The sequence below is a fragment of the Bacillus sp. C28GYM-DRY-1 genome (assembly GCF_030519405.1).
Classification (GTDB): Bacteria; Bacillota; Bacilli; order Bacillales; family Bacillaceae; genus Bacillus; species Bacillus spizizenii_A.
The window spans coordinates 274,871-296,756 of the sequence record NZ_JAUMKF010000003.1 but is presented as its reverse complement, the minus strand read 5'-3'; the positions used below and the strand labels follow the sequence as shown (position 1 = coordinate 296,756).

The 21,886-nt window shown below is 45.9% G+C and carries 24 protein-coding genes, 1 pseudogene, 1 riboswitch and 1 other annotated feature; of the genes and pseudogenes, 5 read left to right on the top strand and 20 right to left on the bottom strand.

Going from position 1 to position 21,886, the window contains the following annotated elements; genetic code table 11:
* Positions 1–257: 257 nt before the first annotated feature.
* Positions 258–708: pseudogene (locus Q3W56_RS20995) on the bottom strand (histidine phosphatase family protein); the annotation flags it as partial.
* Between the two features lie 124 nt (positions 709–832).
* On the opposite strand from Q3W56_RS20995, the gene guaD reads away from it, so the two are divergent.
* Positions 833–1,303 (top strand): guanine deaminase, encoded by a 471-nt coding sequence (gene guaD / locus Q3W56_RS05445; RefSeq protein ID WP_302894761.1) that lies wholly within the window; start codon positions 833–835, stop codon positions 1,301–1,303.
* A 5-nt stretch (positions 1,304–1,308) separates the two neighbouring features.
* Here guaD and Q3W56_RS05440 read toward each other — a convergent pair whose 3' ends face one another.
* Positions 1,309–2,412 (bottom strand): TPR domain-containing glycosyltransferase, encoded by a 1,104-nt coding sequence (locus tag Q3W56_RS05440; protein WP_302894760.1) that lies wholly within the window; start codon positions 2,410–2,412, stop codon positions 1,309–1,311.
* A 123-nt stretch (positions 2,413–2,535) separates the two neighbouring features.
* Positions 2,536–2,946: an organic hydroperoxide resistance protein OhrB gene (gene ohrB, locus Q3W56_RS05435; RefSeq protein ID WP_302894759.1), complete on the bottom strand. Its 411-nt coding sequence runs from the start codon at positions 2,944–2,946 to the stop codon at positions 2,536–2,538.
* A gap of 140 nt (positions 2,947–3,086) precedes the next feature.
* On the opposite strand from ohrB, the gene ohrR reads away from it, so the two are divergent.
* Positions 3,087–3,530, top strand: coding sequence for an organic hydroperoxide resistance transcriptional regulator OhrR (gene ohrR / locus Q3W56_RS05430; protein WP_302894758.1), 444 nt, complete (start codon positions 3,087–3,089; stop codon positions 3,528–3,530).
* A 34-nt stretch (positions 3,531–3,564) separates the two neighbouring features.
* Here the strand turns inward: ohrR and Q3W56_RS05425 are convergent, their stop codons facing one another.
* The 9 genes from Q3W56_RS05425 to Q3W56_RS05385 all read right to left on the bottom strand — a co-directional run bounded on the left by Q3W56_RS05425 (position 3,565) and on the right by Q3W56_RS05385 (position 10,540).
* Positions 3,565–3,990, bottom strand: coding sequence for an organic hydroperoxide resistance protein (locus Q3W56_RS05425; protein ID WP_302894757.1), 426 nt, complete (start codon positions 3,988–3,990; stop codon positions 3,565–3,567).
* A 129-nt stretch (positions 3,991–4,119) separates the two neighbouring features.
* Complete coding sequence (proA, locus tag Q3W56_RS05420; RefSeq protein ID WP_302894756.1) at positions 4,120–5,367, bottom strand: glutamate-5-semialdehyde dehydrogenase; 1,248 nt, start codon at positions 5,365–5,367, stop codon at positions 4,120–4,122.
* 11 nt (positions 5,368–5,378) lie between these two features.
* On the bottom strand, positions 5,379–6,476 hold the full coding sequence (proB, locus tag Q3W56_RS05415; RefSeq protein ID WP_302894755.1) for a glutamate 5-kinase: 1,098 nt from the start codon (positions 6,474–6,476) through the stop codon (positions 5,379–5,381).
* 62 nt (positions 6,477–6,538) lie between these two features.
* Positions 6,539–6,749: a binding site (T-box leader), on the bottom strand.
* Positions 6,750–6,836: 87 nt separating this feature from the next.
* Entirely contained in the window at positions 6,837–7,739 is a 903-nt protein-coding gene (purU, locus tag Q3W56_RS05410) for a formyltetrahydrofolate deformylase (protein ID WP_019714137.1), read from the bottom strand.
* Between the two features lie 70 nt (positions 7,740–7,809).
* Positions 7,810–8,127 (bottom strand): multidrug efflux SMR transporter subunit YkkD, encoded by a 318-nt coding sequence (gene ykkD / locus Q3W56_RS05405; protein WP_003218500.1) that lies wholly within the window; start codon positions 8,125–8,127, stop codon positions 7,810–7,812.
* A complete protein-coding gene (ykkC, locus tag Q3W56_RS05400; protein ID WP_268398195.1) occupies positions 8,127–8,465 on the bottom strand; it encodes a multidrug efflux SMR transporter subunit YkkC in 339 nt (112 codons plus the stop codon). The genes ykkD and ykkC overlap by 1 nt, the downstream gene beginning before the upstream one ends.
* Before the next feature lie 71 nt (positions 8,466–8,536).
* Positions 8,537–8,648, bottom strand: a riboswitch (guanidine-I (ykkC/yxkD leader).
* 33 nt (positions 8,649–8,681) lie between these two features.
* Positions 8,682–9,197: a GNAT family N-acetyltransferase gene (locus Q3W56_RS05395; RefSeq protein ID WP_032728172.1), complete on the bottom strand. Its 516-nt coding sequence runs from the start codon at positions 9,195–9,197 to the stop codon at positions 8,682–8,684.
* Complete coding sequence (locus Q3W56_RS05390; RefSeq protein WP_302894754.1) at positions 9,187–9,714, bottom strand: DinB family protein; 528 nt, start codon at positions 9,712–9,714, stop codon at positions 9,187–9,189. The genes Q3W56_RS05395 and Q3W56_RS05390 overlap by 11 nt, the downstream gene beginning before the upstream one ends.
* A gap of 94 nt (positions 9,715–9,808) precedes the next feature.
* Complete coding sequence (locus tag Q3W56_RS05385) at positions 9,809–10,540, bottom strand: DUF421 domain-containing protein (protein WP_302894753.1); 732 nt, start codon at positions 10,538–10,540, stop codon at positions 9,809–9,811.
* A 155-nt stretch (positions 10,541–10,695) separates the two neighbouring features.
* On the opposite strand from Q3W56_RS05385, the gene Q3W56_RS05380 reads away from it, so the two are divergent.
* The gene (locus Q3W56_RS05380; protein WP_302894752.1) at positions 10,696–10,926 is read left to right on the top strand and encodes a hypothetical protein; all 231 of its coding nucleotides are present in this window, start codon (positions 10,696–10,698) and stop codon (positions 10,924–10,926) included.
* A 77-nt stretch (positions 10,927–11,003) separates the two neighbouring features.
* Here the strand turns inward: Q3W56_RS05380 and hmpA are convergent, their stop codons facing one another.
* Both hmpA and Q3W56_RS05370 read right to left on the bottom strand, forming a co-directional pair.
* Positions 11,004–12,203, bottom strand: coding sequence for an NO-inducible flavohemoprotein (gene hmpA, locus Q3W56_RS05375; RefSeq protein ID WP_302894751.1), 1,200 nt, complete (start codon positions 12,201–12,203; stop codon positions 11,004–11,006).
* A 243-nt stretch (positions 12,204–12,446) separates the two neighbouring features.
* Positions 12,447–12,965 (bottom strand): acyl-CoA thioesterase, encoded by a 519-nt coding sequence (locus Q3W56_RS05370; RefSeq protein WP_302894779.1) that lies wholly within the window; start codon positions 12,963–12,965, stop codon positions 12,447–12,449.
* 193 nt (positions 12,966–13,158) lie between these two features.
* Here Q3W56_RS05370 and Q3W56_RS05365 point away from each other — a divergent pair, with 193 nt between their 5' ends.
* The gene (locus Q3W56_RS05365) at positions 13,159–14,019 is read left to right on the top strand and encodes a dimethylarginine dimethylaminohydrolase family protein (protein ID WP_302894750.1); all 861 of its coding nucleotides are present in this window, start codon (positions 13,159–13,161) and stop codon (positions 14,017–14,019) included.
* Between the two features lie 87 nt (positions 14,020–14,106).
* Entirely contained in the window at positions 14,107–15,156 is a 1,050-nt protein-coding gene (gene pgl / locus Q3W56_RS05360) for a 6-phosphogluconolactonase (protein ID WP_302894749.1), read from the top strand.
* A gap of 36 nt (positions 15,157–15,192) precedes the next feature.
* On the opposite strand, the gene Q3W56_RS05355 is transcribed toward pgl, so the two are convergent.
* The 6 genes from Q3W56_RS05355 to dppD form a co-directional block, all read right to left on the bottom strand.
* Positions 15,193–16,182 carry an ABC transporter ATP-binding protein gene (locus Q3W56_RS05355; protein WP_268398190.1) on the bottom strand — a complete coding sequence of 330 codons (990 nt, stop codon included), beginning with the start codon at positions 16,180–16,182 and terminating at the stop codon, positions 15,193–15,195.
* 12 nt (positions 16,183–16,194) lie between these two features.
* A complete protein-coding gene (gene eepC, locus Q3W56_RS05350) occupies positions 16,195–17,085 on the bottom strand; it encodes a gamma-D-glutamyl-L-lysine dipeptidyl-peptidase (RefSeq protein ID WP_302894748.1) in 891 nt (296 codons plus the stop codon).
* Positions 17,082–18,182: an L-Ala-D/L-Glu epimerase gene (ykfB, locus tag Q3W56_RS05345; protein ID WP_302894747.1), complete on the bottom strand. Its 1,101-nt coding sequence runs from the start codon at positions 18,180–18,182 to the stop codon at positions 17,082–17,084. Before ykfB ends, eepC begins: the two co-directional genes overlap by 4 nt.
* Positions 18,179–19,138 carry a S66 peptidase family protein gene (locus Q3W56_RS05340; protein ID WP_302894746.1) on the bottom strand — a complete coding sequence of 320 codons (960 nt, stop codon included), beginning with the start codon at positions 19,136–19,138 and terminating at the stop codon, positions 18,179–18,181. Before Q3W56_RS05340 ends, ykfB begins: the two co-directional genes overlap by 4 nt.
* Positions 19,139–19,226: 88 nt before the next feature.
* Positions 19,227–20,858, bottom strand: a complete 1,632-nt coding sequence (dppE, locus tag Q3W56_RS05335; RefSeq protein WP_302894745.1) for a dipeptide ABC transporter substrate-binding protein DppE — start codon at positions 20,856–20,858, stop codon at positions 19,227–19,229.
* Positions 20,859–20,876: 18 nt separating this feature from the next.
* Positions 20,877–21,884, bottom strand: coding sequence for a dipeptide ABC transporter ATP-binding subunit DppD (gene dppD / locus Q3W56_RS05330; protein WP_019714122.1), 1,008 nt, complete (start codon positions 21,882–21,884; stop codon positions 20,877–20,879).
* Positions 21,885–21,886 lie beyond the last annotated feature (2 nt).

The window sequence follows — 21,886 nt, the reverse complement described above, 5'->3', positions numbered from 1 at the left end:
AAGGCACAAGCAAAAAAGGCAAACCTCACTGATATGCCTTTTTTGCTTGTGCTGAATTTTGGTGTTAAAACATCCTGAGGTCCGCTAACAGGGGTGGTATGCAGGAGGATATGTAGAGCAGATATTTATTGATGGAGTAATCAGTATTTCCAGAGATATATACAGCAAAAGAAAATCGTTTATATGCCCCCTTTTCCACCCCATTTTTTTTACTAATCATAAATTCAACTTCCTCTTTACACGATTTATGGTACGGCTCCCTTTATGATACTTAACAGGATGAATATAAAAACAGAATGTGTAACCAAGAGAACATTACCGGAAGAGTGTCTGTCTAAAATCGTTTGGAGAGCCAGCCTTACCCGGTTTTCAAAATCAAAAAACGTTTCACTTCCCTGCTGGCGATTAGCTTCGGGATAATGAAAATAAGCATGAAAAAGCTCTGGTTCGGCCCTTTCAATATCCTCTTGTTTTTTCCCTTTCCATGAGCCCAATGACATTTCTCTGAATATATGATGGAGCCTGCGCGGTCTCTTCTGTCCGCTTGCTCGGGCTGATGTATACCTGATTCAATTCAATTCAGACGCTCCCAAGAGCACGGGCGTTGCATTGTCCAAATTCTGTTAAATTTGAATCCTGTCAGCGCTGCATCCGTTTTTCCACGTTCCATTGAGTCTGTCCTTGCCTGGCAATATATAAATGCAGCATGATTCCCCCTCCTCTTATCTTAGAAAATCCCCCAAACATTTTGTTTATTTTGCACTTTTTTGAGAATGAATTTTGCCCCTTTTTCGGCTATACTTATAACACTCAATTGACAGGAGGGTTTAGGATGAATCATGAAAAGTTCTTAAAACGGGCTGTCGACCTTGCTCGTGAAGGAGTGAATGCGGGAGTTGGCGGGCCTTTCGGAGCCGTTATCGTGAAAGACGGAGCCATTATTGCCGAGGGACAGAACAACGTCACAACAAGCAACGATCCGACCGCCCATGCGGAAGTGACAGCTATTCGGAACGCCTGCAAGGCACTTGGAACATACCAGCTTGATGACTGCATTTTGTATACGAGTTGTGAGCCATGCCCCATGTGCTTGGGCGCCATCTACTGGGCCAGGCTCAAAGCCGTTTACTATGCAGCGGAGCACACAGACGCTGCTGAAGCCGGGTTTGATGATTCATTCATTTATGAAGAAATTGATAAACCTGCTGAAGAAAGAACGATCCCCTTTTATCAAGTGACTCTGACGGAGCATTTATCCCCGTTTCAGGCATGGCGGGATTTTGCCAATAAGAAAGAATATTAAAAGGATCAGGCATGTGCGGCCTGATCCTTTGTTAATTGACTGAGAAGCCGCTGTGCCCGTACGCACTTCGGGTTGGCATTCAGCGCTTTTTGCAAATACAAAACAGCTGTCATATGCTGACGCAATTCAGCATAGCAGACACCGAGCCAGCAGCTTGATCTAAAATCGGCTGCCCCCTTCACCTGTACGTACTGATGGTGTGCATTATCGGTGTGCAGGCAAGCTTCAAACGCTGTGATCGCTTCTCTCACTTCTTTTAGCTGATACATGATGATCCCTTTATAATAGTGAAGCGTGCAATAATCCGGATAATGTCTCAGCGCTTCATGGATATCGCGTTCCGCTTCTTCGTACCGTTCTGCGTCAATTAATAATTTAAACTTTAAATAATAGGCATCAGACGGCGGAATTTGCCTTTTTCTATTACATTCATTGATGCCATCCACTGCCAGCCGGAGGGCTTTATCATGTTCGTTTCCTCTGTCATACTCAGCTGCTTTCTGATAAAGGAGAGACGGGTCAGTGCTGGATGTCAGCAATTCCGTATTCAATAAGCTTATGTTGTGTTTATGCTTGTGCTGTGCCTCCTGCTCTAAATACCCGTAATGGTGAATGATACATGGAAGTGAGAAAGTACCGCTTTCCCCTTCTCCCTCAGGCCTTTCGCAAACCCTTCCCGTAAACGTTATGTTTTGCTGATTGCGGATCAGCCTGATCTGCCTTTGTTCAAACGCTTCGTTTTCATCCCATTCCTTCCCTGTATAATTCACAACCTTCACGCTGCCGAGAGGTGGCAGGCTGTCTGTCAGCATCGAAGGCAATAGGCTGCCTGTGTCCGGATCTAATTCTTCGTCGGCATCCAGGATCAATATCCACTCACCCTTGGCATGCCGCAGGCTGGCATTTCTCGCCTGTGAAAAATCCTGTTCCCAACTATGATGATAAACCTGGGCATGAAAGCTTGTGCAAATATCTCCCGTACGATCGTTCGACCCGGTATCAATCACAATGATTTCATCGGCAATAGGCTGCACACTCTCTAAACAGCGTGCAATATGGCGTTCTTCATTTTTCACAATCATACATACTGACAGCTTTGGCCTCTTCATGTACTCACCTTTTCTCTAGTCTGAATTCACCTATATTACATGTATTCACACTTTGAAAAGATCATGCCCGCCCCGCATGCTTTCCCACAAAAAAACATCCTGAGAACCCTCAGGATGCCGATCTTATTTTAACTCTAATTTCACATCAATATTTCCTCTGGTTGCTTTTGAATAAGGACAGAAATCATGAGCAGCATTGACAAGCTCTTGCGCCTTATCCCGATCCAAATCTTTCGTGTTCACAACAAGTGTGACACCGATTTTAAACCCGTCGTCGCTCTCATCCTTCATGAGGCTGACCTGTCCTTCAATTTCGGAATCAATCTCGATACTTTGTTCTTTGGCCACGTGTTCAAGCGCGCCGCCGAAGCAAGCAGCGTATCCTGCCGCAAAGAGCTGTTCCGGATTTGTGCCGGTTTGCCCTTCTTTTTTGGCATTTGGCATTACAATATCAAAATCAAGAACACCATCATCTGAAGTAATATGTCCTGCCCGTCCGCCGCGTGCGGTTACTTTTGCTGTAAATAGCGCCATATTTTCCAACCTCCTTATTTGTATCTAGTTGTTATATTTCCCTTTCTGATCTTTTTAAACATGCTATGTTTGCGATAATAGGAAAAGTGATGTTTTTTAGATACAATAGAATGGAATGTCAGAAAGAGTTGGTGAACAAGATGAAAAATGAATTTGACCATATGAAATTGGAGAATCAGCTATGTTTTTTGCTTTATGCGAGTTCGCGGGAAATGACAAAGCAATACAAGCCGCTGCTTGAAAAGCTAAATGTGACGTACCCTCAATATTTGGTTTTGCTTTTGTTATGGGAGCACAAAACGCTAACTGTCAAAAAAATGGGCGAGCTGCTGTATTTAGATTCGGGAACACTTACTCCGATGCTAAAGAGAATGGAACAGCAGGGTTTGATTACGAGAAAAAGATCTGAAGAGGATGAGCGGTCTGTGTTGATCAGCCTGACAGAGGACGGTGAGCTACTGAAAGAAAAAGCGGCTGACATTCCGGAGACGATTCTGGGGCTTTCAAATCAGTCCGGAGAGAATCTGAAACAGTTAAAATCCGCTCTATATACATTGCTGGAAACACTTCATCAAAAAAATTGAGGATACCTTATACGAGGTATCCTCTTTTTTTCTTCTATTCAGCTACTTCAAGCGTAATATCGATATTTCCAGAGGTTGCTTTTGAATACGGGCAGACGCCGTGCGCTTTTTGCACAAGTGCCTGTAATTCTGATGCACTGACTCCTTTTCCTTTCACCTGCAGCGTCACACCCAGTTTGTAGCCTTGATCTGCTTCATCCTTTAACAGGCTGACATGCGCTGTAACCTCTGTCTCCACTTTGACTCGTTCTGTTCTTGCTACAAGCTGAAGTGCGCTGTCAAAGCAAGCTGCGTAACCTGCCGCAAACAGCTGCTCTGGATTTGTCGCTTTTTCTAATTTTTTTGCTCTCGGTGTCCCCGGCATTGCAACATCGAGCTCAAGAACGCGGTCTGATGAAATCACCTTTCCTTCTCTTCCTCCTACCGCTGAAACAGTCGCTGTAAATAATGGTTTACTCACTTTTGTATCCCCCTAAATTATATTTTATACAATTAAATTGTACGCAATATAATTTACAGTGTCAATTTTTTAATACGCAAAAAAAGCTTATCCCGTTACGAGATAAGCTTTTTCATCGAACATTGCCCGCTATTCGCGGATTTGCCCTGATCCTTTAATGATGTATTTTGTAGAAGTCAGTGCTGGAAGTCCCATCGGCCCTCTTGCATGAAGCTTTTGTGTGCTGATGCCGATTTCGGCTCCGTAGCCGAATTCAAATCCATCGGTAAAACGGGTTGACGCATTATGATAGACTGCGGCAGCATCGACAGCCGTTTGAAAATAAGCGGCATTCTTGTTATCTTCAGTTAAAATTGCTTCAGAATGATTGGTGCCGTAATGTTGGATATGCTTCACAGCTTCTTGGATGTTCTCAACCGTCTTTACGCTAATGACAGGCGCTAAAAATTCAGTTTCCCAATCTTCTTCTGTTGCTTGTTTGCTTGAAGGATGAAGTCCACATACAAATTCATCACCGCGAATGTCAACTCCTGCGTTTTCCAGCTGAGCCAGCAATTCTTTCCCGTGTTGCTTCGCCCATTCTTTGTGGATCAGCAGTGATTCAATCGCGTTGCATACGGAAGGGCGCTGCGTTTTGGCATTTACAACAACCTTTTCTGCCATTTGGGGTTTGGCCGTTTCGTCAATGAAAATGTGGCAGTTTCCTGCTCCGGTTTCTAGTACAGGCACTGTTGATTCTCTGACAACGAGATCAATCAATTTCTTGCCTCCGCGCGGAATCAATACGTCTAAGCCATCATTTAATGTAAAGAGCTCTTTTGCTGTCTCTCTGCTCGTATTCTCAATCAACTGCACAGCGTTGATTGGAAGCGCTGATTGCTCGAGTGCTCTGTGAATAACATTGACGAGTGCTTTATTGCTGTGGATGGCTGAGGAGCTCCCCCGCAGGACAACCGCGTTTCCTGTCTTCAGGCAAAGGGTAGCCGCATCAACTGTGACGTTTGGTCTCGCCTCATAGATCATTCCAACGACACCGAGCGGCACACGGACTTTTTCAATAAACAGGCCGTTTTCCTTTTTGATCGTTTCAAGAGATTCGCCGACCGGATCAGCCAAGTCGATTAAGAGCTCTACCGCGTCCGCAATGTCACGAATGCGTTTCTCATCCAGCGTGAGACGGTCAATGACATCCGGTGTTAAACCATGTTCTTTTCCGTTCTCAATGTCTTTTGCATTCTCCGACAAGAGAAAGTCCAGTTCGTTGCGGAGTCCGTTTGCAATGAGACTGAGCGCCTCATCCTTCTCGACCGTTGTTTTCATGATCATTTCGGCTGCTGCTTCTTTCGCCAGCTTCGCTTTTACAGAAACTTCACTCATTTTTCTGCCTCCTAGTCTTTTAAATTGACCCAGTCATTCCTATGAATAACCTCAAACGTTCTTTCAAAATCAAGTTCATTACTTCGTTTGCCTTTGACCTCCATAATCTCCTCGGAGGAGTAATGAGTTTGGCCTTTGCCGATCACGCCGCCAGGTCCCCTGACTTCCACGACCGCCCCTTTCGAAAAGCTTCCATTTACGCCCACTACGCCAGCCGGCAGCAGGCTGCTTCCGTTATGGATCATTGCCTCCTCGGCACCCGCATCAATGAGGATCTCTCCTGCTATCGGCGAATGGAACTGAATCCACTGTCTCGTGTTGTTAACCGAGGATAATTCTTTGTCACCGATATAGGTGCCGTCTCCCCTGCCGTCTAAAATGTCCGCAAGCTTTTGCTCTCCGCTGCCTGTTCCAATAAACACTTTCACTCCAAGAGACAGCGCAGTTTGTGCGGCTAACAGCTTTGATTTCATACCGCCGGTGCCGACCTTTGATCCGGCTGCGCCCGCATATCCCAGTAATTCAGGCGTGATCTCCGGCAGATAATCAAATCGTTCCGCCTCAGGATTTTCATTCGGATTGGCATCATACAGCCCGTTAATGTCAGTGAGAATCATAAGCTGGTCCGCATGAATCAATCCGCTGACTAACGCAGAAAGCATGTCATTATCCCCGAATGTCAATTCTTCAACAGATGTAGAATCATTTTCATTGATAATCGGAATGACGCCGCGTTCCAGTAATTCCAATATCGTTGCATACGCGTTTCGATACCGTTCTCTTTTCGAAAAATCATTTCTCGTTAAAAGGATTTGCCCCGGAGTCAGAGAGTATTGTTTGAATTGATTCATATATTGCTGCATTAACAGTGTTTGCCCAACCGCGGCCGCCGCCTGCTTTCCTTTGATGGTAACGGGGCGGGACGGATAACCGAGGCTGGAAAAACCCGCCGCTACGGCTCCCGAGGTAATCAGAATCATTTCATGTCCCGCTTTCTTTAACAGAGAAATGGCTTGAACATGCTCACTGATTTTCCCCTCATCAATGCTTCCGTTGCTATTTGTGAGCGAACTGCTTCCTATTTTCACTACTATTCTTTGTTTTTTCATTTATTCTCCTCCACGGCTTTTTGCCAGCCAACTTACAATAAAAAACCCATTTCATCCTGATTCATAAGGACGAAATGGGTTTCCGTGGTACCACCTTGATTGAACGCGCTTATGCACGTTCCGCTTTCCTGTAACGCCAGGTTACGCGCCTAGGTTTTCCCCCTAAGACTCCAAGGCAGGTTCGGCAGGTTTCATGCGGCAAAATGTTTCAGCGATTCATTTTGCTCTCTGTCACAGAAAGGTCTGCTTACTAATCCTCTTCAACGCTCAATGATTTTTTTATATTATGCAAAGAAAAGGGACACTTGTCAAGGTTTTTTGTGACCAAAAAGAGCCCGCATGGCGCGGGCATCTTGCAGTCTAATTAAAGACGATTGTTTTATTTTCGTGAACGATGACGCGGTCTTCCAAATGCCATTTTACAGCACGGGCAAGCACGCTGCGTTCAATTGTTCTTCCAATGTTTTTTAGCGCTTCCGTATTGTCACGGTGGTCCACGCGCTCAATATCCTGTTCAATGATCGGCCCTTCATCAAGATCGTTTGTGACATAGTGAGATGTCGCTCCGATCAGTTTGACGCCGCGCTCGTAAGCCCGTTTGTACGGATTCGCACCGATAAAAGCAGGCAAGAACGAGTGGTGAATATTAATGATGCGATTCGGATGAGCCGAAACAAAGTCAGGGGTTAAGATCTGCATATAGCGCGCAAGCACGATCGTATCAATCTCATATTGCTCAAGCAGTTCAAGCTGCTTCTTTTCGACTTCCGCTCTGATGTCTTTGTTTGCTTTCATATAGTGGAAAGGAATGTTCAGCCGTTCAACCAGTTCTCTCGCTTCCTCATGGTTGCTGATGACAACAGCAATTTCCGCCATAAGGTTGCCGGTTTGCCATTCCCAAATCAGCTCATGCAGGCAGTGAAGCTCCTTTGAGACAAAAATGGCGACACGCTTCAGCTCGTTTGCTAATGTTAAACTCCATGTCATGTCGAATGTTTCCGCAACAGACGCAAACGCATCCTGCAGTGTTTCTTTTTTCTCACGAATGCCCTCGCAGTCGAATTCGATTCTCAGGAAGAATCGGCCGCCTTCAGGGTCTGTCGTATATTGATTGGATTCTATAATATTGGCGCCGTGTTCAAATAAAAACGCGGAAACCGCAGAGACGATACCCGGCTGATCGGGACAGCTGACCAAAAGACGCCCTTTATCCTCATTTCCGTCACGGTATTCGTTCAACCGCTGTGTCATATATGATTTCATGAATAATCCCTCTTATCTTTGTAAGTCTAAACTATTTATCCATTATACTGAAGATTTGATAAAAATCAATTTATGACAGAATTTTTAAACCAACCGCTGAACATAAAATCAAAGCGATAAAAAAGATGCGTTTGGCGTCCTTCGGCTCTTTGTAAAAGAGGATACCGACAAGCGCTCCGCCGGCGGTGCCAATACCTGTCCAGACAGCGTAAGCCGTGCCCATTGGAATGGTTTCCATTGCATACGACAGCAAGGAAAATGAAGCGGCAAAACCAACAATGATCAACAGCACCCATTTCACGCTTTTTTCCTTCGCATATTGATTCATAAGGGCCACGCCGGCCATCTCCAAACAGCCTGCGCACAATAAACTGATCCAGTGCAGCATTATGCCTCGCCTCCTTTTTCCTCTGTCTCATCCTGTGTCACAAGCTTCAACCCGATGACACCGACTAAGAGCACGCCGATTAACAAAAGCTTCGGCCATCCAACCGGCTCATGAAACAGAATGATTTCACTCAGTACTGTTCCTGCCGTGCCAAGTCCGGTAAAGACGGCATACACGGTTCCGACAGGCAGACTGTTTGTCGCCTTCATTAAAAGATAAAAGCTGACTATAATGCCGATGGCAGTGCCGCTCCATGTTAAAACTGAGTCAGCATGCTTTAAGCCTACCACCCAAACAACCTCAAAAACGGCGGCAAGCACGACTAATCCCCATTTCATTTCAAGTCATTCCTTTCGTAAGATTCCCCGAAAACAAAAAAACCCCGGACAGTCGTCTCTCATGAGATTGACTCTCCCGGGCTTTTTTCCCTCCGTGTGCATACACGCCTCTATTTACGCGTATGTGTTTTCTCTCGGACCAGGCCATGTCCATTGACACGCGGAACCCTAGAAAACGTTACCTGACATCATGATACTATAACTTGGTTCTTTCTTTCAATTGTAAGATTTTCTTTCATATACTGCGATTGGTTTATTCCATTTTTTAATCGTTCTATCATAAATCATGCCAATTTTCTCCGCTACTCGTATGGACGCTTTGTTATTAGGGTCAATCAAAGCCGCAATTGTGCCGAACTGCCGCGCGTTGAAGCCATAGTCCAGGCAGGCTCGAGCCGCTTCTTGCGCATAGCCGTTCCCCCAGTGGCGGCGGGCAAACATATAGCCGATTTCCATTACTGTTTGATTTTCGACCTGCTGAGGAACAATGCCGCATTGCCCTAAAAAGTCCCCTGTCCGCTTATCTTCGGCGATCCACAGACTGACGCCGTACCCTTTTTCATTTCTTTTGTTCCAACTGATCCACTCGCGGGTTTGCCTCTTATCTTTTAAACCGGAATAATATTTCATGACGTCAGGATCGTTAAAAAGTTCAAACAAAGAGGCTTGATCACAATCTTCCATACAGCGCAAACGAATTCGATCGGTCACAAGCTTCGTTTTAGCGCTCATATTTCGCCACATCCTGCTTCCATTCTTTTTTGAGGGCTTCGATATGTGCTTGATGATAGCGGTTATGATCCGCCATATGCCAAATGCCCCACCTTATGGTCGCGGTGTCATCGTCGTAAGAAAGCGGCTGATGCAAATCATTTTTAGTTAAGGTGTAACATACCAATTTCAGCTCATTTACCACATGCCGATGTCTTTTCAAGAGGTCATCTAATCCGGGCTGATTCTCCGGTTCAGACAGCCGTCCGCTATCATCTGTCATCGGGCCGTATACCTCTTCAATATGATCTGGTATCCGGTTTTCCTTGATACGCCAGACCCATCTGATATCTACATTTGTGAGATGGTGCAAAAGCTGAGCAATGCAGTTTTTTGTTTGGCAGCGCCCCTTATAGTAAAGTTCATTGTGTGTCATGTGACTTACGATAGAAGTCAGATGGAGACTGTTTTCTTCCACTGTAGAATACAACAGACTGACCGTCGGCGCCATGTCGTTTCTAATGAATAAGTCCCTCATGTTCAGTTCCCCCTCCTAACTAGGTACATTAGACACCAAACAAAAAATCCCCTTTAAAAACGAAAAAAACTCTCGTTAAAAATAGAGAGCAATCTTAATTGTTATTTCCCGGTTTATATAAATAAGGATCATGCCGCGGTTCGTTTGAGGTATGTAAATCAAGCGATATATCACCGCGGGCATTCGTCGTGCCAAGCGTGATCGAAGAGAGCAGTTTTGGGCTGTATCCTTTTTCCTCAAGCTTCTCAAACAGCCAGGTTCGGTTTTTTTGGAGATATTTCAAATTATGATCAAGGATTTCGCCGTCGAGTATGAGAGGAATCGGGATAAAGTTCCGTTCAGCTTCCATATTCAAATCCCGCACCTGTACCGCTCTCGCATCTTCTTTTGGGATAACGCTTACTTCCCCCGTTTCTTCAATGATAGCAAGATCAATGTCAGCCGGATCGGCATAGCCCTTTTCCCTTAGTTTTCCAAGCAGTTCATTAACCGTCAGCCTTTCTTTACGCAGTCCGCGTTCATCAATATCCCCGTTTCGGATTAAGACAGTCGGGCTTACGACCAGCAACCAGCGCCATTTATTAGAAAGAGAGAGCTTGCTCATCAGAAGATAAAGCACCAAAAAAGAGCCTGCGTAATAAATGGACATCGGCATCCTGGATGTAAGAATCGGCTCACTGATAATGGTTCCGATTGCGAAGGTTAAAAGCAGATCAAAATTGTTCATTTGTGACACGGCTTTTTTACCGGCAAGCCGAAACAGAATATACGCAATCGAAAATACGATAACTGGCTTCAGTAAAAATGCCCATATCATCCATAACACTGATCTTTACCTCCATCATGCTAGTCATAGTGAGCCTATTTTGCCCAGAGACAGAAGCGCTATACATCCCACCTATTTTCAGTGTTATAAATAGGCGAACGTGTATTACTTAGGCACATACCATAATTGTAAGCAACATAGAATGGAGGTACAGTATGAAGAATCAGAAGACGAATCCCCATTGGCCCTATGATGTGCCATCGGCTTCGCATCCCGTAGGCTATCAGCAACAGCAGACAATTGATAGGCTTGCCGGTTTAGAACTGAAAATGGAGCAATTAATTAGAGCGATTGAGATAAACAATGAATTGCTGAGAACGATGCAAGAACAGCAAAACCATGTATGCACCAACGGCGGAGGCGGGTCAGTAATTGTCCGGATGTAGAAGAAGGCGTTGTCCGCCTTCTTCTATTTCAATAAAACACTCTTCTCTGAAAGGAGAAGAGTTTCATGTATGTGATATCAAACGGGCTGTGCCATGCTTAATTGCGGGCCAAACAGCTCATAATGGATAGATTCCGGTGCTGATCCAAGGTTTGAGACAAGTTTATGCATTGTTGTAATAAATGACTGTGAGCCGCAAATATAATAATCCGCACCTGTATTGGCAATTAGTTTTTTTAGAAACTGCTGGTCAATCTGTCCTTCATGAAATTGAAGATCACCTGCACGGTCTTCCTCTGTCGGCTCGCGATACACAAATGCTGTCTTGACAGGAAAATGGTTTGCCACTTCTTCCACCTCATGGCGCAATGCGTGATACTCACTGTTTTTCGCGGCATGAATGAACAGAATCTGCCGTTCAGGCTGCTTGGAAACAGACGTTTTCAGCATGCTGATCATTGGTGTAATGCCAACTCCGGCACTGATCAGAACGAGATCTTTTTGTGATGAAGCATCTAAAACAAAGCCCCCTGCCGGTGCGCTGATCTCTACTGAATCTCCCTCATCCAGTCCATCGTGTAAGTAGGAAGACACGACACCGTCTTTCTTCACTGAAATTCGATAATAGTCTTTTCCCGGCATATCTGACAGGCTGTATTGACGGATTTGCGTATATTCAGAATCAGGAATCTGCACTTTAATGCTGATATACTGCCCTGCATGAAAATCAGGTAACGGCTTGCCGTCTTCCGGCTTCAGATAGAAGGATGTAATTTCTGTGCTTTCCCGTACTTTTTTCGTGATGACGAACGGCTTATACTCTTTCCAGCCGCCACTTTGCTGCTCCGCCTGCTCATACATTTCTTTTTCCATTTCGATGAACGCGTCAGCGATTACTCCGTACGCTTTCTCCCATGCCTGCATAATGACAGGTGTCGCAGTCTCTCCCAGAACGTCTTTAATCGCAAGCATCAAATATTTTCCAACGATCGGGTAATGTTCAGCCTTAATTCCAATACTGCGGTGCTTATGGCCGATTTGTTTGACGATTGGAATGATTTTTCCAAGCTGGTCAATATTCGCCGCAGCTGCGATAACGGCATTTGCAAGTGCAGTGCGCTGCGTTTTCTTCTTTTGGTTGGTTTGATTAAAAATATTCAAGAGCTCGGGATGGTTTTGAAACATCAGATCGTAAAAACGGCCAGTGATGGTTTCTCCATGCTGTTGTAATACGGGTACAGTGCTTTTAATGATTTTGATTGTTTTATTATGTAACATTGTATACAATCCTTTCAAAAAAGATGCATTTAAAATATATCTTTAAAATACATGATCTCACAAATAAAAGATATATCTTAAATGAATCTTTAATAAAGTTGTCATAAAATTATCAATTTACCGTGACAATTGTTGCTTTTTTAGAGAATCTCCTAGCAAAAACGGACTAACCATTGTATATCCCCATCGGAAAAAAGAAGAGCACAAAAAAACCCAAAACAACATACGTTTTGGGTGTAATGTTTACCAAGGCTTTTCAGTTCCGAGCGCATTTGCAAGCGCCTGGCTGTGTTTTTTGCGGTTCTTTCGTTCATTGGCGCGCTGAACCGCTGTATTATGCAGCATGATTTCTTCTTCTGTTTCCGGTATAACTCTCGGTACAGGCACCGGCTTGCCATTTGAATCTAATGCGACAAATGTCAAAAAGGATGTCGCAGCGAGCTCCCTTTCGCCAGTCATCAGGTGCTCCTTAATGACTTTTACAAACACCTCCATAGAAGATGTGCCGACCCATGTCACATATGACTCCAAGCAAACAGAATCCTGTTGCCCGATTGGCTTCAAAAAATCGACAGAATCCATCGAAGCAGTTACTGTTTCGCGTCTGCAATGGCGAGCCGCAGAAATAGAAGCAATGTCGTCGATGTAGCTCATTAATTTTCCGCCAAACAGCGTATTATGGTTGTTTGTATCAAGCGGGAACACCCTGCTGGTTTTTACAACCTTTGACTCTTTACAAAATCTTGTTTCCGGTGTTTCCATATCTTTCTCCCCTTTGATGTCTGATCGTTTAGTTAAATGCACGCATATTCTCCTATTAAACAATATTCTCTGCCATTTGTCTAAAATTTAAAATACTTTGTCTGTCAGGATTTCTCTCTTTATAAAAGGTTTAATGATTTTCACGATGAGGAAATAATAAATGTATTCTCACACGATCAGGAGGAAAAAACAAATGGACGTATCCATCCCGAAACACCAGCACAAAACCGTATGCCGAACGGAATACGGCACACTTCAGAAAGTCGTTTTATGCAGTCCCGAGCACATGACCATAAAAGATGTCATAAACGAAACCCAAAAACATTTTGAAGATGACAATATTCATGTCAAAACCGCTGCCGATCAGCACAGGCGCTTTGTTCAAGCACTCAGGTCACACAACATTGAAGTCATTCTTTTGCCAGCTCGTGACGGGCTCCCTGAGCAGGTCTTCACTAGGGACATAGGGTTTGTCATAGGAAAAAAAGCCTTCCTCTCAAGCATGACTGAACCGATTCGCCAAGGGGAAGAAGCCATCATAAAAGATCTATTTCACAGGCAAGGCATTTCTTATACCCGTATGCTTAATACGAGCATCGAAGGCGGTGACGTCATTATTGATAAGGATATCGTCTACGTCGGTATCAGCCAGCGCACCGACATGTCAGCCATCGGCCAGCTAAAAGAGGAGCTGCCTGAATATACAGTCGTTCCAGTGCAGCTGCATGAAAAATTTCTGCATTTGGACTGCGTATTTAACATCGTATCTGAAACCGAAGCGTTAATTTATCCTAATGCCCTTCAGCCAGAGGCAGTTCATATGCTTGAAAAACGTTATGATCTCATTGAAGTGCCCGAGGACGAACAATTTACGCTTGGCACCAATGTGCTTTCAATCGGGAGAAAAACGATTATCAGCCTCCCTTGCAACCGCCATGTCAATCAACAGCTATCGAAAAGAGGCTATCATATCATCGAAATTGACCTATCAGAAATTATTAAATCAGGCGGCTCCTTCAGATGCTGTACGCTGCCGTTGATCCGCGGCGAGTGAAGAAATTCCCCTATTTCATGTTTTGAACAGCTTATTTTATCAAGATACGTTAATATAGAGATGACATCATTTTAAGGGGGAAATCGCATGACAAAGTACATAGGATATGTCGGAACTTATACAAAAGGCGGAAGCGAAGGGATTTATTCATTTGAGCTTGATACTGAGAATAAAACGCTCAGCCAGCCAAAGCTTGCCGCTAAGCTGGGCAACCCGACATATGTAACGCCGAATAAAGACAACACCATTCTTTATTCAATTGAAAAAGCAGACGGCCAAGGCGGAGTTGCTGCCTATCAAATCGATAAACACAGCGGTGAATTAACATTTCTGAATCATCAGTTAATTGATGGGCCATCGCCATGCCACGTAAGCATCGATGATCAAAATCAGTTCGTACTGACTGCCAATTATCACAGTGGGAAGGTGCACGCTTTTCCGGTTCAGGAAGATGGAAGCTTGGTATCACCTGCTTCAGAAGCCGCTCACACAGGAAAAGGACCGCACGAAAGACAAGAAAAACCGCATACACACTATGCGGGGTTCACACCTGAACACAATTATGTGGTAGCGGTTGATTTAGGTACAGATAAGCTGTACACCTATAAGCTGAAAAACGGCGTATTAGCTGAATCAGGAAGCCATTCCTTCGCTCCCGGCGCAGGACCTCGCCATATCGCTTTTCATCCAAAAGAAAAATACGCTTATGTGATGACAGAATTAAGCAATGAAGTGATTGCGCTTGAATACAATCCGACAGCCGGCGAATTTACAGAAATCCAAGCCGTCTCTGCCATCCCTGATGATTTTACAGATAACAGCCAGGGAAGCGCCATTCATGTCACACAGGACGGCCGTTTTGTTTACGTTGCAAACCGCGGCCATGACAGTATCGCTGTATTCGAAGTGAATCAATATTCAGGCGAGCTGTCTTTCGTGGAAAGAGTTTCGACAGAAGGAAACTGGCCTCGGGACTTTGTCTTTGATCCAACGGAAGGATTCCTTATCGCTTCAAATGAAGAAACAGGCAACCTTGTCCTGTTTGAAAGAGACAAAGAAACCGGCCGATTGACAGTGCTTCCATCAACTGTCTCTGTCCCTTATCCCGTTTGTGTGAAATTTTTACATCAATTATAGAAGCAAAGACTGGCGCCGGAGCCAGTCTTTCTTTAATTATCTCACCTTTTCTGTCGTCTCAGCATTTCGATACAAATGGCAGGCGACAAATCGGCCTGCTTCAATTTCCTGAAGGTGGGGACGGGATTCCCCGCATTCAGGCATCGCCTCCGGACAGCGGGTCCGAAACACGCAGCCGCTCGGCGGATTAACCGGGCTCGGCAGCTCCCCTTTTAAGAGGATCCGCTCACGCTTGTCCTCCAATTCAGGGTCAGGAATCGGAATCGAGGACAAAAGCGCCTTTGTATAGGGATGCAGCGGTTCGCGATACAAGGTGCCGCTCTCTGTAATTTCCATCATGTGCCCTAAGTACATAACACCGATCCTGTCACTGATATGCTTCACCATCGAAAGGTCATGCGCAATAAATAAAAACGTGAGCCCTTTCTCTTTTTGAAGCCGCTTCAGCAGATTCACCACCTGCGCTTGAACCGAGACATCAAGTGCAGAAATCGGTTCGTCTGCCACGATACATTCAGGATTCAGCGACAGTGCTCTGGCAATCCCGATTCTTTGTCTCTGTCCGCCGCTGAATTCATGGGGGTAACGGCTGCCAAAATCAGGGTGAAGACCCACTGCATCAAGCAGCTCGTCCACGACGAGAAGCCGCGCTTTGTGGGTATTGTAAAGGTTGTGAATTTCCATCGGCTCCAAAATGATTTCTCGAACGGTCATGCGCGGGTTCAGTGAAGCATAAGGATCCTGAAAAATCATTTGCAGTTTGCGGTTAAAGGCAAACTGCTCTTTCTCACTCAGTGAGTGGAGGTTGGTGCCGCGGTATTTCACACTTCCTTCTGTTGGCTGATAAAGGCGCATCAGCACTCTCCCCAAGGTTGATTTCCCGCACCCTGATTCACCGACTAACCCAAACGTTTCTCCTTCATGAATCTGAAAGGTGACCCCGTCGACGGCTTTGACTGTCCGCTTTTTTCCTGCGTCAAAATGCATTTTCAGCTGGCTGACTTCTAACAAAGGCAGTGGCGTCATTTGTCTCCCTCCTTATTCTGAAAAACAGCGGCGCACCGCACATCGTTCTTTTTCATAGATTGTCTCTTTTAATGTAAGGATTTCAATTGATTTTCCCGTCTTTGGAGAATGAAGCATTTTTCCGTCGCCGACGGACAGACCGACGTGGTGAATCGCACCTTTTCCTTCCTCATAAGCGAAAAACAGCAGGTCACCGGCTTTCATATCATCAAGCGGGATTTCCTCCCCCGCCTTTGCCTGATCTTCTGCATCACGGGGGATGCTGTATCCATTGGCCTTAAATATACTGTACATAAACCCGGAGCAATCAAACCCAAACCCGCTGATCCCTCCCCACAGGTAGGGAAGCCCGAGAAAAAATGCCCCCGTTTGAATAATGTCTTCAGCAGTCCCTTTCTGTTCGCGAACAGGCACTGCATCAGTTTGCTTCACAAACCTTTCCCCTAAAACGGTCGAAACCTTAAAATATCCGTTTTCTTCTGCAATGAGGGGAAGAACTGTCAAAAAGCTCAGTTCGATCTCCTTTTCTCCATTTCTTTTGTACAAAAAAGCAGCAGGTTTGCTGATCATGACATCTTTTTGCGTATGGATGGGACTTGTTTTTTTCAGCTGGTTCTTTTTCATCCAGCCCGGATATCCGCGTGGATCTTTTCGGGATGGCTGGCTCGGCACGATTACAGAAACCCATTCACCCTGTTCCGCCGTCACCAGTACCTTTTCGCCAAAGAGAACCTGAGTTTGGATCACATTATCTGTACATAATCCAAGCCGCTCCTCATACGTCATGCCCTCCAGCCAGTCTCTGATCAATACGGCAGGACGAAGCATCGCTTGATCAGATGGACGAGGTGAATCAGGCGCTGTCCAGATATTGGCTACTGCTGATATGACAGTGTGCATCATTGCTCTATTTCCCCTTTCAAAAGCGCAGCTCCAGTGATTCCGAGTCCTGGTCTGTCAGGCATCGCAATCTTGCTGCCGCTGTATGTTATGCCACCTTTGATGACATCTGTTTTCAGCATCAGCGGCGCATCAAAATCAAAGCGTGTGATGTTTCTTTTGCTTGCCGCAAAATGCGCCGCGGCCGTAATGCCCAGCTTCGTTTCGATCATGCTGCCGACCATGCACTCTACTCCGCACGCTTCAGCCATGGCATTGATTTTCTCTGCTCCGCTAATGCCGCCCGCTTTCATCAACTTAATATTAATCAAGTCAGCGCTCCGGGTTTGAAGAATTTCGAACGCCTGCCGCGGCGTAAAAACACTTTCATCAGCCATAATCGGTGTGTCTGTCGCATCCGTCACCTTTTTAAGCCCAGCAAGATCATCTTTATGGACAGGCTGTTCGACAAGCTCTATGCCAAGGCCGGCATCCTCCATTTTCCGAATAGCAGTTACCGCTTCCTTCGGCGTCCACCCCTGATTGGCGTCTAGTCGAAGTTTCACGGCTGACCCGACACGTTTTCTGATTTCTTGGATACGCGCGATATCTGTTGCGATATCATCTTTCCCGACCTTTATTTTCAGCGTCTGAAAGCCTTTTTTGAGATAATTCTCGGCATCCGCTGCCATCTCTACAGGTGAGTTGACACTGACGGTATAATCTGTTTCCAGCGTATCTTGGTATCCGCCGAGCATTTGATAAAGCGGCAGTCCGCACATCTGCGCCCAACCGTCGTATACCGCCATTTCCACAGCTGACTTAGCGCTCTGGTTTCCTGTAAGAAGATGCTGTATGTCATGCAGAATAGCCTCATAGCCGGACAAGCTTTTCCCAAGCAGTGCCGGCTTCAAGACATCGTGAATTGCACTTTCAATGCTGTCCATGCTGTCTCCTGTAATTACAATCGTCGGGGGTGCTTCTCCCCATCCGATTGCGCCGCTGTCATAAGTGATCCTGACGATGACCGATTCAGCTGTATGCACAGTGCGAAGCGCGGTTCTAAACGGCTTTGTCAGCGGTACGGCGATTCGGTTTGTTTCTATTCGCGTGATTTTCATGGCTTCAGCGCCCCTTCTGAGACGCCCGCCTCGATGACGACTGTTTTTTGTGCAGTACTCATAGTAGCTCGGACACCGATCGGAACGGCAAAACTCGGTGAGCAGTGGCCGATTTTAAATCCTCTCAGAGCAGGCTTGCCGGCCGATACAATATAGTCATCAAACACCTGCTCAAGCGACAATGATTTCTCCCTCTTCACCGGGACACAGTTGTGAAAATCACAAACAAGAATTCCGGCTGCATCCGTCAGCTTTCCTGCCATTTTCAGCTGATTCAGCATCCGGTCAATTTGGTATGGCTCCTCGTCAATATCTTCAAAAAACAGAAGCTTGCCTCTCGTATCAATTTCAAACGGCGTGCCCAGCGTAGATGTCAGTAAAGAGAGATTTCCTCCGACAAGCTCGCCTTCCGCTTTTCCGGGAACAAGCACGGTCAGCGGAGAAAGCTCTTCTGTATAGGTAAATTCCGTCTCTTGGAAGAGCTGCTCATACGACGCTTTTGTCAGCGGATGAACGTCGTCGAGGCCAATATCTGAGCTGAGCATCGGGCCATGGAAGGTGACAAGACCTGTGTTTTGATGGATGGCAGTATGTAAAAATGTAATATCGCTGTATCCCCAAAAGATTTTAGGATGTTTGCGGATTAAGCTGTAATCAATGCCAGCGGCGATACGTCCTGTCCCAAAACCCCCGCATGCGCACAGCACTGCTTTTACCTCCTCGTCTCTGAACATCTCATGAAGATCAGCCAGCCGCTCATCATCCTGTCCCGCTAAGTAGCCGTGCTGGTTTTTCAGTGCCTTGCCCAATTTCACCTGCAGTCCGAGCTCTTTTAAAAATAAAAGCGCGGTGTCAAGCTTTTTTGAATCCGGCGGGCTTGCAGGCGCGATTACTCCGACTGTATCACCCTTTTTCAGCGCTTTCGGCTTGTGATTCAACTGAATCCCTCCTTTCATTTGCTCTGCACCCTACGTATACGTGGAAGAAAGAGAAAAAATACCGCTCCCTTCACATAAAGAAGCAGTATTTTCTCAATCGCCGGCGTCAGTTTTTATCTGCCCATTTTAAATCGATATAGCCGACAGGATGCCGGACGATCCCCTTTACATTTTCGTTTTGCAGGTTGACCTGGTTATAGAAATAAACCGGAATAATCGGCGCTTCATTGACCAGCAGCTTTTCCGCTTGATGCATTAGGGAGAAACGCGTTTTTTCATCAGCTTCATGTTTCGCCCGCTTGATCAGCTGATCGTATTCTTTATTGGCCCAGCCTGTGCGGTTCATCGAATTCCCTGTTTGGAAGGCTTCCAGAAAACTGATAGGGTCCGCGTAGTCAGGCAAAAATGAGCTTTGAGAGAATTGGAATTTGAGCGCTTTTTGATCCTCTAAAAATACGTTCCATTCCATATTGGCCAGCTTCACATCGACTCCTAGAGTATTTTTCAATTTTTGCTGGATCGCCTCGGCAATCTTTTTATGCTCCGGCTTTGTGCTGTAAGTAAGAGTAATCGCAGGAAGCCTATCATAGTTTTCTTCCTTCATGCCCTTTTCCAGCAGCAGCTTCGCTTTGCTTTCATTTGGCGTGACCAGGTCTCCGCCCGCTTCACGGAAATCCTTGCCGTCAGGCTGCGTAAATCCAGGCGATACAAAGGCGTGCGCAGGTTTTTCGTTATTTTTCGTGACGTATTTTACAATTTCCTCCTGATCGACAGCCATCGCAAAGGCTTTTCTGATGTTTTCATTTTGGAATGGCTCCATGTTCACATTAAACCGGTAGAAATAGAGGCCCGCCTGGTCAACAATACTGACGTTGTCCTGGTCAAGCAGCTGATCGCTTAACTCAGCAGGGACGTAAGCGGTATCCAGTTCCCCAGACTGAAACATCTGGTAATCTGTATTTCTGTCACTGACCATCGCCCATTTCACCTTATCAAGCTTCACGGTGTCTTTATCCCAATACGTGTCGCTTTTCTCCATGGTGATGCTGTCATCATGCTTCCATTCCGTCAGCTTAAACGGACCATTCCCGACAAATGTATCCGCCTCAGCAAACCACTTCGGATTTTCTTTATCGACCTTTTCATTTACCGGAAAATACGCCGGATTGGATACGACGCTGAGAAAATATTTTTGCGGCGCTTCAAGGGTTACTTCCAGGGTTCGATCATCCTTTGCCGTCACCTTCACATCGTCTTTTTTCCCTTTCCCGCTGTTATATGCTTCGCCGCCTTCAATAAAGTAGCCGAGAAACGCAGATGAAGCGCCTTTTTTCGGATCAAGCATCCGTTTCCACGCGTATTCAAAGTCTCCGGCCGTTACCGGATCTCCGTTTGTCCATTTCGCATTTTCCCGAATCGTAAATGTGTAGGTTTTTTTATCTTTTGATACAGACCACTTTTCCGCCATTGCCGGTTCAGGCTCATTCTCCTTGCCGAGACGCGTCAGCCCCTCCATGATGTTATTTAACGGCTGCCACGACACATTATTAAAACCGATCGGCGGATCGAACGAAGTCGGTTCATTTTCGTTATTTACATATAGCACCTTTTCCCCGCTGGTTTTTGCCTTATCATGACCGTTTTCCTTTCCGGCCTGTTCGTTCGCTGTACATCCCATCAGCGCAAACGAAAGTCCTAATGCAAGGCCCATTCCCCATAGCTTTTTCACTCTTTTCATCCTCTTCCCCCTTCATGATCAATCCTTCGCACCTCCGGACAGCATGGCATGTTCAGCCCGTTGATCCTGCAGCCAACAGTTGACGGTGTGCGTGTCAGATCTGATGGTCTGGCCCGGGTATACCCTGTCACACACGATCATCCTGTTCGGACATCGGGCAGCAAATGGGCAGCCTGGTGGAGGTGAAAATAAATCCGGCGGCGTTCCGTCAATCGGAATCAGCTCCGCGCCCTCCATATCCAACCGCGGGACAGAGTTCAGCAGCCCTTTGGTATAAGGGTGCTGCGGCTGATAAAAAATATCTTTTCTCGTGCCGATCTCCGCCATTTTACCGGCATACATAACTGCAACTCTGTCAGCAACCTGGGCAACGACCCCTAAATCGTGTGTAATCAGAATGACAGACACATTCGTTTTTCTCTGAATCTCTTTAAACAGCTCCAAAATCTGTGCCTGAATGGTCACGTCAAGAGCGGTGGTCGGTTCGTCTGCGATTAATATATCAGGCTCGCAAATCAGCGCCATCGCAATGACAATCCGCTGTCTCATGCCGCCGCTGAATTGGTGGGGATACTGTTTGAGCCGCTCTTCGGGATCTGGAATGCCGACCAATGACAGCATGGAAAGCACTTCTTCCCTCGCCGCCTTTTTGCTCATGTTCTTATGGCGCAGGAGCGCTTCCCCCAGCTGATCTCCGACAGTCAGCGTCGGGTTTAACGCTGTCATCGGGTCTTGAAAAATCATAGAAATGTCGGCTCCCCTAATGCTTCTCATTTCTTTGTCAGAGAGACGGCAAAGGTCTTTGTTTTTATATAGAATACTGCCGTCCGTCACTTTGGCTGAATAGGGCGGAAGCAAGCCCATGATGCTTTGGGAAGTAACGCTTTTGCCGCAGCCGGATTCGCCGACAATCGCAAAGGTCTCACCTTGATACAAATCAAAGCTCACCCCTCTGACTGCCTGAACCGTCCCGCCGTAAGTCGTAAAAGAAACGTGCAGATTTTTGACTGACAGAACTTTTTCCATAC

Excerpts from the sequence above, each read along its gene's own strand:
- guaD (WP_302894761.1), top strand. The coding sequence starts at position 833 with ATGAATCATGAAAAGTTCTTAAAACGGGCTGTCGACCTTGCTCGTGAA.
- Q3W56_RS05440 (WP_302894760.1), bottom strand. The coding sequence starts at position 2,412 with ATGAAGAGGCCAAAGCTGTCAGTATGTATGATTGTGAAAAATGAAGAA.
- ohrB (WP_302894759.1), bottom strand. The coding sequence starts at position 2,946 with ATGGCGCTATTTACAGCAAAAGTAACCGCACGCGGCGGACGGGCAGGA.
- ohrR (WP_302894758.1), top strand. The coding sequence starts at position 3,087 with ATGAAAAATGAATTTGACCATATGAAATTGGAGAATCAGCTATGTTTT.
- proA (WP_302894756.1), bottom strand. The coding sequence starts at position 5,367 with ATGAGTGAAGTTTCTGTAAAAGCGAAGCTGGCGAAAGAAGCAGCAGCC.
- proB (WP_302894755.1), bottom strand. The coding sequence starts at position 6,476 with ATGAAAAAACAAAGAATAGTAGTGAAAATAGGAAGCAGTTCGCTCACA.
- purU (WP_019714137.1), bottom strand. The coding sequence starts at position 7,739 with ATGAAATCATATATGACACAGCGGTTGAACGAATACCGTGACGGAAAT.
- ykkD (WP_003218500.1), bottom strand. The coding sequence starts at position 8,127 with ATGCTGCACTGGATCAGTTTATTGTGCGCAGGCTGTTTGGAGATGGCC.
- ykkC (WP_268398195.1), bottom strand. The coding sequence starts at position 8,465 with ATGAAATGGGGATTAGTCGTGCTTGCCGCCGTTTTTGAGGTTGTTTGG.
- Q3W56_RS05395 (WP_032728172.1), bottom strand. The coding sequence starts at position 9,197 with ATGAGCGCTAAAACGAAGCTTGTGACCGATCGAATTCGTTTGCGCTGT.
- Q3W56_RS05390 (WP_302894754.1), bottom strand. The coding sequence starts at position 9,714 with ATGAGGGACTTATTCATTAGAAACGACATGGCGCCGACGGTCAGTCTG.
- Q3W56_RS05380 (WP_302894752.1), top strand. The coding sequence starts at position 10,696 with ATGAAGAATCAGAAGACGAATCCCCATTGGCCCTATGATGTGCCATCG.
- hmpA (WP_302894751.1), bottom strand. The coding sequence starts at position 12,203 with ATGTTACATAATAAAACAATCAAAATCATTAAAAGCACTGTACCCGTA.
- Q3W56_RS05370 (WP_302894779.1), bottom strand. The coding sequence starts at position 12,965 with ATGGAAACACCGGAAACAAGATTTTGTAAAGAGTCAAAGGTTGTAAAA.
- Q3W56_RS05365 (WP_302894750.1), top strand. The coding sequence starts at position 13,159 with ATGGACGTATCCATCCCGAAACACCAGCACAAAACCGTATGCCGAACG.
- pgl (WP_302894749.1), top strand. The coding sequence starts at position 14,107 with ATGACAAAGTACATAGGATATGTCGGAACTTATACAAAAGGCGGAAGC.
- Q3W56_RS05355 (WP_268398190.1), bottom strand. The coding sequence starts at position 16,182 with ATGACGCCACTGCCTTTGTTAGAAGTCAGCCAGCTGAAAATGCATTTT.
- eepC (WP_302894748.1), bottom strand. The coding sequence starts at position 17,085 with ATGATGCACACTGTCATATCAGCAGTAGCCAATATCTGGACAGCGCCT.
- ykfB (WP_302894747.1), bottom strand. The coding sequence starts at position 18,182 with ATGAAAATCACGCGAATAGAAACAAACCGAATCGCCGTACCGCTGACA.
- Q3W56_RS05340 (WP_302894746.1), bottom strand. The coding sequence starts at position 19,138 with ATGAAAGGAGGGATTCAGTTGAATCACAAGCCGAAAGCGCTGAAAAAG.
- dppE (WP_302894745.1), bottom strand. The coding sequence starts at position 20,858 with ATGAAAAGAGTGAAAAAGCTATGGGGAATGGGCCTTGCATTAGGACTT.
- dppD (WP_019714122.1), bottom strand. The coding sequence starts at position 21,884 with ATGGAAAAAGTTCTGTCAGTCAAAAATCTGCACGTTTCTTTTACGACT.